13 protein-coding genes and 1 riboswitch are annotated in these 16,633 nt (G+C 73.8%); of the genes, 5 read left to right on the forward strand and 8 right to left on the reverse strand.

The genetic code is table 11. The features are described 5' to 3' along the window. The first annotated feature begins 17 nt into the window (after positions 1–17). The gene (locus NMK34_RS28320; RefSeq protein ID WP_091330695.1) at positions 18–1,418 is read left to right on the forward strand and encodes an FAD-binding oxidoreductase; all 1,401 of its coding nucleotides are present in this window, start codon (positions 18–20) and stop codon (positions 1,416–1,418) included. Here NMK34_RS28320 and NMK34_RS28325 read toward each other — a convergent pair. Beyond that, on the reverse strand, positions 1,415–1,915 hold the full coding sequence (locus tag NMK34_RS28325; RefSeq protein WP_318335880.1) for a hypothetical protein: 501 nt from the start codon (positions 1,913–1,915) through the stop codon (positions 1,415–1,417). The genes NMK34_RS28320 and NMK34_RS28325 overlap by 4 nt on opposite strands. Before the next feature lie 66 nt (positions 1,916–1,981). Next, complete coding sequence (locus NMK34_RS28330; protein ID WP_318336448.1) at positions 1,982–3,799, reverse strand: glycerol-3-phosphate dehydrogenase/oxidase; 1,818 nt, start codon at positions 3,797–3,799, stop codon at positions 1,982–1,984. Positions 3,800–3,867: 68 nt separating this feature from the next. Between NMK34_RS28330 and NMK34_RS28335 the strand changes: the two genes are divergently transcribed. The 3 genes from NMK34_RS28335 (at position 3,868) to NMK34_RS28345 (ending at position 7,562) form a co-directional block, all read left to right on the forward strand. Then, positions 3,868–6,279 carry a S8 family serine peptidase gene (locus tag NMK34_RS28335; protein WP_318335881.1) on the forward strand — a complete coding sequence of 804 codons (2,412 nt, stop codon included), beginning with the start codon at positions 3,868–3,870 and terminating at the stop codon, positions 6,277–6,279. Between the two features lie 43 nt (positions 6,280–6,322). Continuing rightward, on the forward strand, positions 6,323–7,249 hold the full coding sequence (locus NMK34_RS28340) for a GNAT family N-acetyltransferase (RefSeq protein ID WP_318335882.1): 927 nt from the start codon (positions 6,323–6,325) through the stop codon (positions 7,247–7,249). A gap of 70 nt (positions 7,250–7,319) precedes the next feature. Further along, entirely contained in the window at positions 7,320–7,562 is a 243-nt protein-coding gene (locus NMK34_RS28345) for a hypothetical protein (RefSeq protein ID WP_318335883.1), read from the forward strand. A gap of 71 nt (positions 7,563–7,633) precedes the next feature. Here the strand turns inward: NMK34_RS28345 and groL are convergent, their stop codons facing one another. From groL to NMK34_RS28360, 3 genes are all read right to left on the reverse strand, one after another. Continuing rightward, on the reverse strand, positions 7,634–9,256 hold the full coding sequence (gene groL / locus NMK34_RS28350; protein WP_018787968.1) for a chaperonin GroEL: 1,623 nt from the start codon (positions 9,254–9,256) through the stop codon (positions 7,634–7,636). Between the two features lie 275 nt (positions 9,257–9,531). Further along, positions 9,532–10,902 carry a hypothetical protein gene (locus NMK34_RS28355; RefSeq protein ID WP_318335884.1) on the reverse strand — a complete coding sequence of 457 codons (1,371 nt, stop codon included), beginning with the start codon at positions 10,900–10,902 and terminating at the stop codon, positions 9,532–9,534. A 110-nt stretch (positions 10,903–11,012) separates the two neighbouring features. Then, entirely contained in the window at positions 11,013–11,216 is a 204-nt protein-coding gene (locus NMK34_RS28360; protein ID WP_013288855.1) for a cold-shock protein, read from the reverse strand. Positions 11,217–11,434: 218 nt separating this feature from the next. Between NMK34_RS28360 and NMK34_RS28365 the strand changes: the two genes are divergently transcribed. Beyond that, positions 11,435–11,950, forward strand: coding sequence for a GNAT family N-acetyltransferase (locus NMK34_RS28365; RefSeq protein WP_318335885.1), 516 nt, complete (start codon positions 11,435–11,437; stop codon positions 11,948–11,950). Positions 11,951–12,025: 75 nt separating this feature from the next. On the opposite strand, the gene paaN is transcribed toward NMK34_RS28365, so the two are convergent. The 3 genes from paaN to thrC form a co-directional block, all read right to left on the reverse strand. Next, positions 12,026–13,699, reverse strand: coding sequence for a phenylacetic acid degradation protein PaaN (gene paaN, locus NMK34_RS28370; RefSeq protein ID WP_318335886.1), 1,674 nt, complete (start codon positions 13,697–13,699; stop codon positions 12,026–12,028). Positions 13,700–13,751: 52 nt separating this feature from the next. Next, entirely contained in the window at positions 13,752–14,771 is a 1,020-nt protein-coding gene (locus NMK34_RS28375) for a GNAT family N-acetyltransferase (RefSeq protein ID WP_318335887.1), read from the reverse strand. Between the two features lie 396 nt (positions 14,772–15,167). Further along, positions 15,168–16,457 (reverse strand): threonine synthase, encoded by a 1,290-nt coding sequence (gene thrC / locus NMK34_RS28380; protein ID WP_318335888.1) that lies wholly within the window; start codon positions 16,455–16,457, stop codon positions 15,168–15,170. A 12-nt stretch (positions 16,458–16,469) separates the two neighbouring features. After that, a riboswitch (SAM riboswitch) is annotated at positions 16,470–16,602 on the reverse strand. Positions 16,603–16,633 lie beyond the last annotated feature (31 nt).

Raw genomic sequence — 16,633 nt, forward strand, 5'->3', positions numbered from 1 at the left:
CCGGTAGCCTTCCCGGCATGGCCGCCCATCCCCTCCTCGACGACCTGCGGGCCGCGCTCGGTGACGCCGCCGTGCTGACCGACCCGGATCTGCTGGCCGGGCACGAGCGCGACGAGGCCGACCTGTGCGACTCGGGCACCCCGCTGGCCGTGGTGCGGCCCCGCGACACCGACGAGGTGGTGGCGGTGGTCCGCGCGGCCGGGCGGCACGGCGTACCAGTGGTGCCGCAGGGTGCGCGGACCGGGCTGGCCGGCGCGGCGAACGCGGTCGACGGCGCGGTGGTGGTGAGCACCGTGGCGATGGACGCGGTGCGGGAGATCGACCCGGTCGGGCGGATCGCCGTGGTGCAGCCGGGCGTGGTGAACGCGGCGCTGGCCCGCGCGGTACGGGAGCGCGGCCTCTGGTATCCGCCGGACCCCGGCTCGTGGGAGTCGTCCACGATCGGCGGCAACGTGGCCACGAACGCCGGTGGCATGTGCTGCGTGAAGTACGGCGTGACCAGCGAGTACGTGCTGGGCCTGGAGGTGGTGCTCGCCTCCGGTGAGGTGCTGCGCACCGGGCGGCGGACCGCCAAGGGGGTCGCCGGGTACGACCTGACCCGCCTGTTCGTGGGTTCGGAGGGCACGCTCGGCGTGATCACCGAGGTGACCGTGGCGTTGCGTCCGGCCCCGGAGGAGTCACTGACACTGGTCGCGGTCTTCCCCACGGTGGCGACGGCAGGCGGTGCGGTCGCCGGGATCGCCGAGCGCGGGCTCACGCCGAGCCTGCTGGAACTGCTGGACCGGACGCATCTGCTGGCTATCGAGGCGTACCGGCCGATGGGTCTGCGCACCGATGCCGAGGCGCTGCTGCTCGCGGCGGTGGACACCGGCGCGCGGGCCGCCGACGACCTGGCCCGGCTCGCCGAGGTGTGTACGGCGGCCGGCGCCGACGAGGTCTACGCGGCCACCGACGCGGCCGAGGCGGCGGCCCTGCTCCAGGCGCGGCGGCTGGCCCACCCGGCGATGGAGCGGTTCGCCGCCGAGACGTTCCCGGGTGGCAACGGCGGCCTGGTCATCGACGACGTGGCGGTGCCGCGCGGCCGGCTGGCGGAGCTGCTCGACGGGGTGGCCCGGATCGCCGAGGCGTGCCGGGTGCCGATCGGGGTGGTCGGCCACGCCGGCGACGGCAACATGCACCCGAACATCGTGGTCGACCGGGCCGATCCGGCGAGCCTGGCCCGGGGACGGCAGGCCTTCGACGAGATCATGCGGCTGGGGCTGGACCTGGGCGGCACCTGCACCGGGGAGCACGGCGTCGGGCTGCTCAAGCGGGACTGGCTGGCCCGCGAGATCGGCCCGGTGGGCGTACGCGTGCACCAGGCGATCAAGGCGGCGCTGGACCCGGCCGGGCTGCTCAACCCCGGCAAGGTGTTCTAGCCCTTGTCCTCCGCGGGCGTGGCCTGGGTGACGAGCAGCAGCACGTCGTAGGCCACCTTCGGCTTCGGCTCGCCCGGGCAGTCCTGGATGGTGACTGTCAGGCCCGGCGGCACGAGCAGCGTCGAGGTCAGCACGCCGATGCAGCCCTGCTTGTAGTTGCGGGCCTGGTCGGTCTCCGTCGCGATCGCCGGGTCCGCGAGCATCCGCTGGAGCCGCCGCGTCTGGTCCGGGCTCAGCGTGCCGGTGGCGTCCACGCCGTCGCCGGCGCAGTCGCGGCACTGCCAGCGGCCGGACGGGTCCACGTCGAGGTTGCGGACCGGGCCGTCACCGAGCCGCTGCACCAGAGAGACGCGTCGGCCGTCCGGTGTCGGACTGGCCGTGCCGGCTCCGGGTGTGGTGGCGCCCTCGGCCCGGCCGAAGGAGCAGCCGGTCAGAGCGGTTGCCAGCAGCACAACAGCGGACAGGGCGGGGACGCGCAACCAGGATGGGCGAACCACGCGGGGAAACCTACACTTCCGTAGGTAGCGCGCACCAGCGGCCGAGCGGCCCGGGTAGGGGATCCCCTACCTGGGGGAGGCCGGAAGTTCAACGCCCGGGCCGTCGGTCCCTCGGTCTGCCGCGAATCCGCGCACATCGGGCGCGCCGAGGCGGGCCGCGTCGGCAGCGATGTCGTCCGGCATGAGCTGCGACTCCCGCTCGGCCAGCACCCGCGCCCGGTAGTGGGCGACCTCCCGGTCCCGGGTCGCCGCGTCCCAGCCGAGCACCGCGCCCATCAGCTCGGCGGCGTGCTCCGCCGACTCCAGGCCGCGGTGGCTGGTCTCGATCGAGATCCGGGTACGCCGGGTGAGCACGTCCTCCAGGTGCAGTGCGCCCTCGGCTCGGGCGGCGTACGTCACCTCGGCGGCCAGGTATTCCGGCGCGCCCGCGAGCGGCGAACCGAGCAGCGGATCGGCGTCGACAAGGGCGAGCAGTTCCAGGGTGAGGCTGCCGTAGCGCTCCAGCAGGTGCTCGACCACGCCGACCGCCACCCCGTGCCGGCGGGCCAGGTCGGCCCGGTCCCGCCACATGGCGGCGTACCCGTCGGCGCCGAGCAGCGGCAGGTCGGCGGTACGCGAGGAGCGGGTCCGGCCGAGCCGGTGCATCGCGCGGTCGACCACGTCGGAGGCCATCACCCGGTAGGTGGTGTATTTCCCGCCGGCGACCAGCAGCAGACCGAGCATCGGCTCCACCACGGCATGCTCGCGGGACAGCTTGGAGGTGGAGTCCGCCTCGCCGGCCAGCAGCGGGCGCAGCCCGGCGTACACGCCCTCGATGTCGGCGGTGGTCAGCGGACGGTCCAGCACCTCGTTGACCTGCGACAGCAGGTAGTCGATGTCGCTCGCGGTGGCGGCCGGGTGGGACCTGTCGAGTTGCCAGTCCGTGTCGGTGGTGCCGATGATCCAGTGCCCGCCCCAGGGGATCACGAACAGCACGCTCGTCGCGGTACGCAGGATCAGGCCGGTCTCGCCGACGATCGCCGAGCGGGGCACCACGAGGTGCACCCCCTTGGAGGCGCGGACCCGCAGCTTCGGGCGCAGCCCGACGTCGTTGAGCATCCGCGACATGTCGTCGCTCCACACGCCGGTGGCGGCGATCACGGTGCGGGCGCGTACCTCGAACTCGGCGTCCGGCGAACCGGCGGGCGCCTCCAGGTCGCGGACCCGCACGCCGGTGACCTCCCGGGCCTGCCGGGTCAGGCCGACCGCGCGGGCACTCGTCACCACAGTCGCGCCGAGGCTCGCGGCGGTGCGCGCCAGCGTCACCACCAGGCGGGCGTCGTCGACCTGGCCGTCGTAGTAGCGGATCGCGCCGGCCAGCTTGTCCGGCCGGAGGCTGGGGAAGATCCGGCGGGTGCCCTCGCGCGTGAGGTGCCGGTGCAGCGGCATGCCACGCCCGCCGCCGAACACCCCGGCGAACGCGTCGTACGCGGCCACGCCGAGGCCGTAGTAGGAGCGGCGGAAGAACCGCCGGGGCAGGTCGCGCGCGCCGCCCTCGGCGGGCAGCGGCACCAGGATCGGCACCGGCCGGACCAGGTGCGGCGCGAGCCGGGTGGCGAGCAGGCCGCGCTCGGTCAGCGCCTCGTGGACCAGGTGGAACTCCAGTTGCTCCAGGTAGCGCAGGCCGCCGTGGATCAGCTTGCTGGACCGGCTGGACGTGCCGGCGGCGTAGTCGCGCGCCTCCACCAGGGCCACCTTCAGCCCTCGGGACGCGGCGTCGAGCGCGGCGCCCGCTCCGGTCACGCCACCGCCGATGACCAGCACGTCGAACCGCTCGGCCCGGAGCCGGCGCAGGTCGTCGGCGCGGCGCTCGGCGGACAGCCGGCCGGCCGTGGATCGGGACACACTCGGGTCACGCACCAGTCAACGGTAACCGTCCCGGGCGCGCGGCGACACGGCCCGGCCGTACCGTGATGACCATGCTGACCGGTCCGCCGCTCGCCCCCGTACCGCCGCCGCCGCGCGGGACCGGTCCGTGGCCGGTCGTCGCGGCGGTGGCGACCGGCGTGTGGATCGTGCTGGTCACCGTGCCGGGCCAGGTCACCGGCTGGCTGGTCGACCAGGTGGCGCTGGTGATCGGCGCGGACCGGCCGGTGGCGGCCTGGCCGGTGGTGGCGGTGGCCACGGTGCTGCTGGCGGGCGCCCCGGCGCTGGCGCTGGCGCTCGCGCCCCGCTCCCCCGCGCTGCGGGCGACCGGCCGGGCCTGGACCGCCGCCGTGGTGGCGCTCGGCGCGACCACGCTGCTGCGGACGGTGCCGCCGGTGCACCACGAGGCGTACCTGGCCGCGCTCGCGGTGACCGCCGCGGTGCTCGCGCTCGTCGCCGTCCGCCTCGGCCGGGTCCGGCCACCGGTGGTGGTGGATGCGGCCCCGGAGGGCCGGTTCGGGTCGGTGTCGCTGCTGGCGATCGCGGCCGGGCTGGCCGTACTGCTGCCGTGGGCCTGGGTGGGCGCCCTCGGCGGAGCGCTGGAGACGTTGCTGGCCGCCCTGGCCGCCGCCGCGTTGGGCGCGCTCGCCGGGGCGCTGCTCGGCGCCGGTTTCTGGGCCTCGTTCGGGCCCGGCCCGGTCCGGCTGGTGCTCGTCGGCGGCCTGGTCGCGGGGGTCGCGCTGACGCCGCTCGCGGCCGGCGCCGGGCAGACGGGCGTGCAGTTGCCGGCGCTGGTCCTGCTGCCGCCGCTCGGTTTCGTGCTGGCCGCGCTGGAGGCGGCGGCCCGCCACGCGGGCCGTCCGGCCGGGCCCGCGCCGGCGCGCCGGCTGGTCGGGCTCGCCCTGCTGGGGCCGCTGGCGTTCACCGACCCGGAGGAGATCAGCCTCCTGCTCTCCGCCACCCGCGACATGCCGTTCTGGGTCGCGGTGGGCACCGGCGTGGCGTTCGCCGTCGCGGTCCTGCTCGCAGTCGGGTACGGCGTGCTGCTCGCCCGGTCCCGCGCCCGCGCGCCCCGGCGCGGTCCGGCCGCGCTGGCCGCCGCCGCGCTGCTCGCCGCCGTCGCCGTGGTGTACGTGGTCCCCGGCCAGCCCGGACTGTACGGCGAGCGGCTGCTCGTGGTGCTGCGCGAGCAGGCCGACCTGACCGGTCTGCCGGCCGGGACGCCGGGCCGGGCCGGACGGGACGCCCGGGCGGGTGAGGTCTACCGGCGGCTGGTGGCGACAGCCGACCGCACGCAGGGCGACCTGCGCCGCACGCTCACCCGGATGCGGCTGAACCCGACGCCGTACTACCTGGTCAACGCGATCGAGACGGACGGCGGGCCGGCGGTACGGGCCTGGTTGTCGAGCCGCCCCGAGGTGGCCCGCGTGCTGGTCAGCCAGCGGGTGCGCCCGCTGCCCGCGCTCGCACCGGAGGCGCGTGGCGACCAGCCGGCGCCGGCCGGCCCGGCCTGGAACGTCTCCCTGATCGGCGCGGACCGGGTCTGGTCGGACCTGGGCGTCACCGGGTCCGGCGTGGTGGTCGGCAGCTCCGACTCCGGGGTGGACGGCCGGCACCCGGCGCTCGCGGACGGCTTCCGGGGCGGCGACGACTCCTGGTACGACCCCTGGGAGGGCCGCCGCGCCCCGGCCGACCGGGGCGGCCACGGCACCCACACGCTCGGCAGCGCGGTGGGCCGGGACGGGATCGGCGTCGCACCCGGTGCGAGCTGGGTCGGCTGCGTCAACCTGGACCGCAACATGGGCAGCCCGGCCCGCTACCTCGACTGTCTCCAGTTCATGCTGGCCCCGTTCCCGCCGGGCGGGAACCCACTGACCGACGGCCGTCCCTCCCGCGCCCCGGACGTGCTCACCAACTCGTGGGGCTGCCCGCCGGTGGAGGGATGCGACCCGGGGGCGCTGCGACCGGCGACCGCCGCGCTGACCGCGGCGGGCATCCTGGTGGTGGCCGCGGCCGGGAACACCGGCCCGTCGTGCGGCTCGATCGCGGACCCGCCCGCGCCGTACCCGGACGTGCTGACCGTCGGGGCGGTGGACCGGCAGCGCCGCGTCACCGAGTTCTCCAGCCGGGGCCCGGCGCCGGACGGCCGGGCCAAGCCGGACCTGGTCGCCCCCGGTGCGGCTGTGCTCTCCGCGATGCCCGGCGGTGGTTACGCCACCCTGGACGGCACCTCGATGGCGACGCCGCAGATCGCCGGTGTGGTGGCGCTGATGTGGTCGGCGAATCCGGCGCTGGTCGGGAACCTGGAACGGACCCGGGCGATCCTGCGCGACACCGCCCAGCCGGTCGCGTCGCCCGCCGGTGCCGACACCTGCGGCGGACCGCAGGACGTCTCCGGCGCCGGGCTGGTGGACGCGTACGCGGCGGTGCGCGCGGCCCGCTCCGCGACCACCGGTTAACAACCCTGTCCATTGGCCTGCCGATGCCCTACTGTCGGCGTCCATGAACGTGGAGATCATCGAGCTGGGCCGGGACCGGCTGCCCGAGGTGGTCGAGCTGTGCCGGCTGTCATTCGACCTGCCGGAGGACGCGGCCGAGGCGTCAGCCGTGGTGGTCACCGTGGCGGAGCGGGCCGAGGCCGGCCGCCGGGTGCTGCGCCTCGGCGCGGTACGCGACGGCGCGCTGGTCGGCGTACTGATCGGGTCGCTGTCGGCGGCCGATCCGCGCCTCGGCCACGTCGACCTGGTCGCTGTCGCGCCTGCGGAGCGACGCCAGGGCGTCGGCGGAGCGCTGCTGACCGAGGCGGAGAGCCGGCTCGGCGCGCTCGGCGCGGCCGAGGTGCTGCTCGCCGGTAACCCGCCGCACTACGCCTGGCCGGGCATCGACGTGCGCTACACCCCGGCGGTCTGCGCCGCGCAGCGGCTCGGCTACCGGCAGGACCGTACCGCCTGGAACATGACCGCCGAGCTGACCGAGGGCTCGGCGGCGCTGCGTCCCACCGAGGCCGCCGAGCAGCGGCTGGCCGGGCGGGGCGTGACGGTACGCCGGGCCGGCTCCGCCGACCTGCCGGCGCTCGCCGCGTTCGCCAGGTCCACGTTCGGCGGCACCTGGGACGGTGAGCTGGCCGGTTCGGTGGGACGGCCGGACGCGGGTGTGCACCTGGCCGAGCGGGACGGCGAGATCCTCGGGTTCGCCGCGTACGGGTCGGCGCGGCCGAGCTGGTTCGGGCCGATGGGCACCGCACCGGCGGCGGAGGGCTCCGGGATCGGCGGCGTGCTGCTGCGCCGCTGCCTGCGTGACCAGGCCGCCGCCGGGATCACGGCGGCGCAGATCGGCTGGGTGGGGCCGGTGCCGTTCTACTCGAACGCGGCGGGCGCCCGGATCGAGCGGGTGTTCTTCCTCTACCGGAAAGCCGTCAAAGGGGCATAGACGTCAATAGCGCCATTCGGCCTCCTTCGCCATCGACCGGGCTCTACGGTCGGAGCAGAGGAGGCGGTGCATGACCACGAATGACGAACGGGCCGAGGACCCGGCGGCGGGCCGGCGCCCGCCCGACGAGCTTCCCGGCCAGCTTCCGTTCGACCGGCTCGACGTCGGTGACGCCGAGCAGCTCGCCGAGCTGACCGGCGGCGACGGGCCACCGGTGGAGGAGTCACGGCAGCCGGTGGACGAGCCGAGGCGGCTGCCGCCGCCGTACGACAGGGCGCACAAGCGGCGCAACCAGCGCCCGCTGCCCACCTGAGCCGGATACGCGGAAAGGGGGCGGACCGCTGACGCGGCCCGCCCCCTTCGGCGTACTGGATGGAGCTGGACTCAGAAGTCCATCTCCCCGCCACCCGGGCCCGCCGGGGCGGCCGGGGTCTTCTCCGGCTTGTCCGCGACGACGGCCTCGGTGGTGAGGAACAGCGCGGCGATCGAAGCGGCGTTCTGCAGCGCGGAACGCGTCACCTTGGCCGGGTCGATGATGCCCGCGGCCAGCAGGTCCACGTACTCGCCGGTCGCGGCGTTGAGGCCGTGACCCGGGTCGAGGTTGCGAACCCGCTCGACGACGACGCCACCCTCCATGCCGGCGTTGACGGCGATCTGCCGCAGCGGGGCGTCCAGCGCGATCTTGACGATCTGCGCGCCGGTCGCCTCGTCGCCGGCCAGGTCCAGCTTGTCGAAGGCGGTCTTGCCGGCCTGCACCAGCGCGACGCCACCACCCGGGACGATGCCCTCCTCGACGGCGGCCTTCGCGTTGCGGACGGCGTCCTCGATGCGGTGCTTGCGCTCCTTCAGCTCGACCTCGGTGGCCGCGCCGACCTTGATCACCGCAACACCGCCGGCCAGCTTGGCCAGACGCTCCTGCAGCTTCTCCCGGTCGTAGTCGGAGTCGCTCTTGTCGATCTCGGCCCGGATCTGGTTCACCCGGCCCTGGATCTGCTCGGCGTCGCCGGCACCGTCGACGATGGTGGTCTCGTCCTTGGTCACCACGACCTTGCGGGCGCGGCCCAGCATCTCGAGGCCGGTCGCGTCCAGCTTGAGGCCGACCTCCTCGCTGATGACCTGACCACCGGTGAGGATGGCGATGTCGGTCAGCATGGCCTTGCGGCGGTCACCGAAGCCCGGCGCCTTGACGGCGACCGACTTGAAGGTGCCACGGACCTTGTTGACCACCAGGGTGGCCAGGGCCTCGCCCTCCAGGTCCTCGGCGATGATCAGCAGCGGCTTGCCCGACTGCATGACCTTCTCCAGGATCGGGAGCAGGTCCTTCACCGACGAGATCTTGCTGTTGACGATCAGGATGTACGGGTCGTCGAAGACGGCCTCCATACGCTCCGGGTCGGTCATGAAGTAGGCGGAGATGTAGCCCTTGTCGAAGCGCATGCCCTCGGTGAGCTCGAGCTCCAGGCCGAAGGTGTTGCTCTCCTCGACGGTGATGACGCCTTCCTTGCCCACCTTGTCCATCGCCTCGGCGATGATCTCGCCGACGCTGGGGTCGGCGGCGGAGATGGAGGCGGTGGAGGCGATCTGCTCCTTGGTCTCCACGTCCTTGGCGAGCTTGAGCAGCTCCTCCGAGACGTTGGCCACGGCCGCCTCGATGCCCCGCTTCAGGGCCATCGGGTTGGCGCCGGCGGCCACGTTGCGCAGACCCTCACGGACCAGGGCCTGGGCCAGGACGGTCGCCGTCGTCGTGCCGTCACCGGCCACGTCGTCGGTCTTCTTCGCGACCTCCTTGACCAGCTCGGCGCCGATCTTCTCGTACGGGTCCTCGAGCTCGATCTCCTTGGCGATGCTCACACCATCGTTGGTGATGGTGGGGGCACCCCACTTCTTCTCGAGCACGACGTTGCGGCCCTTGGGGCCGAGGGTCACCTTCACGGCGTCGGCGAGCTGGTTCATGCCCCGCTCGAGGCCGCGGCGCGCCTCTTCGTCGAACGCGATCATCTTGGCCATACGGCGTTGTCCTCCTGGACACTCACGGGCCACCCGGGATGCCCGGATGGGCCGTCTGGTGTACGCACCTTGGGGACGTCGCCACCTGGCGACGACGACGTCTCCTCGGTCGGGCCGGACAGCCCGCGACGACCGGCCTCGTACCGCTCCGGCACCCCTTCGGACACCGGCGCGACCGTGGCCCTACCGCCCCGACCTTCTGGCACTCACCGTACGCGAGTGCCAATGACTTGTTTAGCACTCTCCCTAGCCGAGTGCAAGCACGACAGCCCCGCTCAGCCGAGTTCCGCCGCCAGCCGGGCCGCGTTCACCGGGCCTTCGTGAGCCCGCTGTTCGGCGTACGTGACAACCAGCCCGACCTGCTGCGCCAGGTAGGCCGGGGCGGCGAGCAGGGCACCGAACACGGCGAGCACCACGGCTCCGATCGCGGTGCCGACGGCATTCATCGGCGTGACGCCGAACGCCGCCCCGCTGATCCCGCCCACCACGGCATCCAGCACCGTCGCCGCGAAGAGCACCGCGATCACCAGCGCGACCCGGCCCAGCACCATGCCGAACCGGTTGTGGAACATCCGCCACGCCCGCCCGATCGGCTCCCGCCGCTCGAACAGGTAGACCGGGCCGAACAGGGCCAGCGCGAACGCGGCGTAGAGGCCGGGCAGCAGGCAGAAGCAACTGCCGAGCATGACCAGCAGCGAGACCAGGAGCGTCCAGCCCCACAGTCCGAGGGCGCGGCGCAGCCCGTACCGGAAGGCGGCGCCGAGTTCGACCGGCTCGCCGGCCGCCTGGCGGGTGACCACCCAGGTGCCGGCGGCCCAGCCCATCGCCTGGAGCAGGCCGAAGATCAGTCCGGCGGACAGGAGCACGCCGTAGAAGGCGAACATCTGCCCCCAGAAACCGGCCGGCAGCACCGGCGCGCCGTCCGGCGCTGTCGCCAGCTCGCCCTCAGGGCTGAAGACGAGCGTGAGGACGCTGATCACCGAGGCCGGGAGCACCTGGGTGAGCAGCACGATGGGCAGCAACTGCCGCCAGCCGCGCCGCAGCGCGGCGGTGCAGCGGGCGAACCAGGGACCGATGCCCGCGTGCGGCGGGTTGACGAGCGGATCCTGCGGGTCGAGGCCGGGGAACCAGCCGGCGTACGCGCCGGGACCGGCCGGCATCGGGTACGCGGCCCCGGGGACCGGGTACGCCGCGCCAGGCATCGGATGGCCCGGGTACGCGGGAGGGCCCCAGCCCGGGGGCGGCGTGCCGGGCGGCGCGTTCCAGCCGTGTGGCGGGGTGCCCGGGGCGTTCCAGTTCTGCGGCGTAGCGCCCGGGGTGTTCCAGCCCTCCGACGGCGTGCCCGGGGCGGTCCAGCCCGGCGGGGTGTGGCCGGGTGGGACGTCACCCGGGGCGGTCCCGCCGGGCGGGGTGCCCCAGCCGGGTTGGCCGGCCGGGTTCGGGGCGCCGGGCTGCGGGCTGCCGTACTCCGGAACGATCGGGGCGTGCCCGGTGTGGCCGGCCCACGGGTCGGCGCCGGGCGGGCCGGAGGCGGGCGTCCCCGACGGCGCGGCGGCCGGCGGTGGGGGCGCGGTCGGGTCGGCCGGAGGGCCGGACGACGCCGGCGGCACCGGTTCGGTGGAACCCGACGGGGGCAGATCGGACATGGGCCCTCCTCAGCGACTACGGCTGGAACGGCTCATGATCTTCCATGGTGTCCGGCCGCGACGCAGCCCCCCGGTCCGGGGCCCGGTCACGGAGCACCGCCCGCCGCAGGTCAGGCGATGACGCGGACCCGCTCGGCCTGCGGGCCCTTCTGCCCCTGCGCGATCTCGAACTCGACGCGCTGGCCGTCGTCGAGCGCCTTGTAGCCGTCCATCTCGATCGCGGAGAAGTGGACGAAGACGTCCTGCCCGCCGTCGACGGCGATGAAGCCGTAGCCCTTCTCGGCGTTGAACCACTTCACGGTGCCCTGTGCCACGGTGCACTTCCTCACTCTGCGCGGCGTTCCAAGACCCGGAGACCGGCGGACCGGCACCGGCGGCGCACCGGCCCAGCGATCGGTAACGCTGAATTCGGTGACCGAAATCGCACGCTACACGAGGCGTGACGGCGGCGCACGACCACAAATCGGGCATATTCCGGGCGTCGCACGGCCCTGTCGCACACGTGCACCGGGCCGTCCGGTATGCATGCGGCATGACCAGCGTGCGCACCACGACCACCGTCCACCGGGTACGGCCGACCGACGCCGCCCGGATGCGGGCGCTCCGGTTGGAGATGCTGGCCGACTCCCCGCTGGCGTTCCTGGAGACCGTGGCCGAGGCCGCCGCCCTGCCGCACACGGAGTTCGCGGCCCGGGTCGCGGCCGTATCCCGGGGCGACCACAACGCGCAGTTCGTGGCCGATCCGGGCGGCCGCCTGGTCGGCCACGCCGGCGGCGTCGCGGCGCCGGACGAACCGGGCCTGACGCTCGTCTACGCGGTCTACGTGACGCCGGCGCGGCGGGGTACCGGCCTGCTGGCGGCGCTCGTCGACGAGGTGGCGGCCTGGTCGCGCGCCTGCGGGCGGCCCGAACTGATGATGGAGGTGGTGGTCGGCAACGACCGCGCCTACCGGGCCTATCAGAAGCTGGGCTTCGTGGACACCGGGGTACGGGTGCCGCACCCCCGGATCACCGGCCTGCACGAGCTGCAGATGCGCCGCCCGGCCTGAGCCTGCGCGGCGTTTATCGCGGCGTTAACAAGGGGCCCCTCCTCTACCGGAGGCGTTAAGGAGGGGCCCCTCCTTTCAGGCGTGGCGGCGGCTCTGCACGATGCGGAACCGGTTCGCCACGTACGCGCCGTCGGTCAGCGCCGAGTTGGCCGCCGCGTTCGCGCCGGAGCCGTGGAAGTCGGAGAACGCGGCCGACTGGTTGACGAACACCCCGCCGGTCAGGTTGCAGGACAGGTGCACCCCGGCGTCGACCGCCGCCGCCTCGGCCGCGTCCAGCACCGCCTCGTCGGTGGAGTAGACGCCCGCTGTGAGCGCGCCCTTCTCCCCCACCGTCTCGCGCAGGATGCGCAGGCTGTGCTCGGTCGAGTCGGTGGCGATGGCGAACGAGATCGGCCCGAACCACTCCCGTGAGTAGGTGGCGGTGTCGGACGCGTCGAGCTTCACCACGGTCGGCGTACGCACCACCGCGCCGGGGAACGACGGGTGCTCGACGGTGCGCGACTCCAGCACCGGCTCGCCGACCTTGGTGACCTCCTCCAGCCGCTCCAGCACGCCGTCGTTGACGATCGCGCCGGTCAGCTCGACGCCCCGGGCCGGGTCGGCGGTCAGCTTGGCGACCGCGCCGGCGATCCCGGCCGCCACCTCGTCGAAGCTTTTGTGCCCCTGGTCGGTGGAGATGCCGTCGCGCGGGATCAGCAGGTTCTGCGAGGTGGTGCACATCTGGCCGCTGTACAGCGTCAGCGTGAAGCCGAGGTTGCGGCAGAGCCCGGCGAAGTCGTCGGTGGAGTCGATCACCACCGTGTTCAGGCCGGCCTTCTCGGTGTAGACGGCGGCCTGCCGGGCGTTCGCCTCCAGCCAGTCGCCGTACTCGGTGGAGCCGGTGAAGTCGACGATCTTGACGGCCGGGTGCAGCGCCAGCGTGGTGGCGAGCTTCTCGCCGTCGGTCTCGGGGGCGAGCTGCACCAGGTTCGGGTCGAAGCCGGCCTCGGCGAGCACCTGGCGGGCGTACTTGACGGTGATCGCCAGCGGCAGGACCGCGCGCGGGTGCGGCTTCACCACTACCGGGTTGCCGGTGGCGAGCGAGGCGAACAGACCGGGGTACGAGTTCCAGGTCGGGAACGTGTTGCAGCCGATGACCAGCGCGACCCCGCGCGGCACCACGTGGAACGTCTTCGTCATCCGCAACGGCTCACCCTTGCCGGCGGCCTTCTCCCAGCCGGCGGTGCCCGGGTGGCGGGTCATCTCCGCGTACGCGTAGGCGATCGCCTCCAGCGCCCGGTCCAGCGCGTGCGCGCCACCGGCCTGGAACGCCATCACGAACGCCTGGCCGCTGGTGAACTGCACCGCGTTCGCCAGTTCGAACACGTTGCGGTGCAGCCGGTCCAGGATCTCCAGGCAGACACCGGCGCGGGCCTGCGGGCCGGCGTCGCGCCAGGCGGGCAGCGCCGCGCTCGCGGCGGACACCAGCTGGTCGGCGCCCGCGTGCGGGTAGCGCACGTCCAGCGTCACCCCGAACGGGCTGACCTCGGTGGCCACGGTGGTGCCGTCACCGGCCTGGTCGAGCGGGAAGTCCCCGCCCAGGTACGCCTCGAAGGCGGCCTTGCCGTCGGCGGCGGCGGTCTCGCCGTACACCCGTGGGCTGGGCGACTCGGGGTAGGCCGACCAGTACCCGCGCTCCGCGATGGCGGTCAGCGCCCGGTCGAGGGTCTCGCGGTGCCTGTCGTACAGGGGGTGCGGGGTCTCCGTCATGCCCGCCATCATGCAACAGAAAGGCACCAGATCAGTAGGGGCGTGTCACAACTCAGATCGTCAACTGCCAGTCGACGGAACCGGCCGCCGGGCGGAAGCCGAGCCGCTCGTTGATCGCGATCATGTGCCGGTTCGCCGCCGCGTTCCAGGTGTCGACGGCCCGCAACGCCGGTTCGTTCGCCAGCGCGTACGCCAGGTTCTCCGCCTTGCAGAGCAGGCCGAGCCGGTGGCCGCGGTGATCGGGGTCGACCAGGGTGATCTGCTGCCAGGCGTGGTCGGTGCTGCTCGCGTCCATGCTGAGCTGGGTCCAGCCGACCAGGCGGCCGGTCGCCTCGTGCACCGCACCGGTGTTGTACCGGCGTACGCCTCGGGCATCAAGCGCCCGTTCCGCGTCCCGCACCCGCGCCGCGTCCATCCGCTCCGGTTCCCAGTCCAGCTCGCCCATGGGCGCGTCGAGCAGCAGCCGGCCCTCCAGGTAGGCGGCGTCCGCGACGTACTCGTCGGGTGCGTGCTCGCGCCACCGCACCAGCCGGTAGCCGGTGGCCGCGGTGCGGGCCTCGGCCAGCAGCGCGGCGAGCCGGTCGCGGTCGAGGCCGGCCACGTCGAGGCGGCGGCGGACGTCGGCCAGCGCAGGCTTGGCGCCCAGGGCGGCGGCGAACGCGGCACCGGGGAAGACCCGGTCCTCCTCGCCGGGCAGCGCGGCGGCGGTCGAGCCGACCAGGCGTTTGCCGCCGTGCTCCCGCAGCAGCCGGACGCCGTGCTCGTGCAGCGTGCGCCCGATGCCACGCCGCCGGTACGCCGGGTCGACGGTCAGTTCGACGCTTGCGTTCTCGGTGTTCTCGATCGTGTGCAGGTGCAGCCGGAGCCAGCCGACCGGCAGCCCGTCCAGGCGGGCGACGAGCCAGCGTCCCTCGATGCCGGGCATCGGGTGCGACAGCAGCGCCTCGAAGCGGCGGCGGCAGGTCGGCGGAAGGTCCGGCTCGTCGACGGCCTGGGCGGCGCAGGCGATCCGGTACGCCGCGTCGAGCGTCTCGCGGTCGGTGGGATCCAGCGGCGTCACGGTGAGCGTCATGCCACCGAGGGTGCGCCGGACACAGCGAAGGGGCCAGCGGTTTTCCGCCGGCCCCTTCGAACGTTGGTCGGGAGGGACGTCCGCACAACGCCTCCGGCGTTGGGTCGTAAGAACTTGAAAAGTCTCCGGCGGATGCCCTCCCGCACGAAGCATCTTGCGCCGTCCGGTTCCTGCCGTCAAGTCCTTGAGGGTGGTTTTCTGGCACTCACCGCACATCACCGGTTACCCACCGGTCTCACCCGATCCCCCACCCGGGCGAGCCCCACCTCCCCCACCCGGCCACCCCGGCCCGTCCCGCCCGCGGTGATCAAGGAGTTCGTGTCCCGGAACGACCCGGCCGGAGACACTTTCTCCTTGATCACCGCACAGGCGGGGGGGGAACGGAGGGAGGGATCGTCAGGCGAGGAGGCCGGCGTCGCGGGCGGCGCGCAGGCTGGGCTTGATGCGGTGGGTGGGGCCGACCTGGGCGGCCACCGCGTCGAGCGTCTTCAGGCCCTCGCCGGTGTTGAAGACGACAGTCTCGGCGGACGGGTCGAGCCGGCCCGACTCGACCAGCTTGCGCAGCACCGCGACGGTCACGCCACCGGCCGTCTCGGCGAACACCCCTGTGGTACGGGCGAGCAGACGGATGCCGGCGCGGATCTCGTCGTCGTCGGCGTAGTCCATCCAGCCGCCGGTACGGCGCACCGCCTCCAGCGCGTACAGCCCGGCGGCCGGATCGCCGATGTTCAGCGACTTCGCGATGCCGGCCGGCTTGACCGGCGTGATCGTGTCGGTGTCGCCGTGCAGCGCGGTGGCGATCGGGTTGCAGCCGGCCGACTGCGCGCCGAACACCTTCCAGCCACCGGCCGGCGCCTCGACCAGCCCGATCTCGACCAGCTCGGTGAACGCCTTGTCGATCTTGGTGAGCAGCTCGCCGCTGGCCATCGGGATGACCACCTGGGCCGGGATCCGCCAGCCGAGCTGCTCGGCCACCTCGTAGCCGAGCGTCTTTGAGCCCTCGGCGTAGTAGGGCCGCACGTTCACGTTGACGAACGCGGTGTCCTCGAACTCGTCGGTCTCGACCAGTTCGCCGCAGAGCCGGTTCACGTCGTCGTACGAGCCGTCGATGGCGACCAGGTCGCCGCCGTAGACCGCGGTGGTGACGACCTTGCCCTGCTCCAGGTCGCCGGGGATGAAGACGACAGACGGCACGCCGGCCCGGGCCGCGTGCGCGGCGACGGAGTTGGCGAGGTTGCCGGTGGAGGCGCAGGCGTAGCGGGTGAAGCCGAGCGCCCTGGCGGCGGTGAGCGCCACCGAGACGACCCGGTCCTTGAACGAGTGGGTGGGGTTCGCGCTGTCGTCCTTGACCCACAGCGGCGCGGTGAGTCCCAGCTCGGCGGCGAGGTTCGGGGCGGCGACCAGCGGGGTCAGCCCCGGGTCGAGCGTGACCCGGGTGCCCGGGTCCTGGCCGGCCGGCAGCAGTGCCGCGTACCGCCAGATGTTCGCCGGACCGGCCTCGATCTGCTCCCGGGTGACGGTGGCGAGCGCGGCGGTGTCGTAGTCGACCTCCAGCGGCCCGAAGCACTCGTAACAGGCGTGCTGGGCGGCCAGCGGGTAGCGCGCCGAACAGGCACGGCAGACCAGGGCGCGGGCCGGGCTGAGGGTGGTGTCGATACCGGTGGCGACGGGAAGCGTCGACGTCATGTCGAGGAGTTCCTCTCATCTTTCCCCGCATCGCCGGGTGCGGCGGGGACGGAATTGGCACCTGCCCGCTGTCGCTCGTCGTCGAGCGTGCGGGTGGTTGCCGGGGCGTCGTCGGGCCGTATCCCTCAGCCCCTCTGGATGAGGTATTCAGTTGTGCCGCCGAGTCTATGCGCTGC

The organism is Micromonospora sp. BRA006-A, assembly GCF_033433935.1.
Lineage (GTDB): Bacteria > Actinomycetota > Actinomycetes > Mycobacteriales > Micromonosporaceae > Micromonospora > Micromonospora aurantiaca.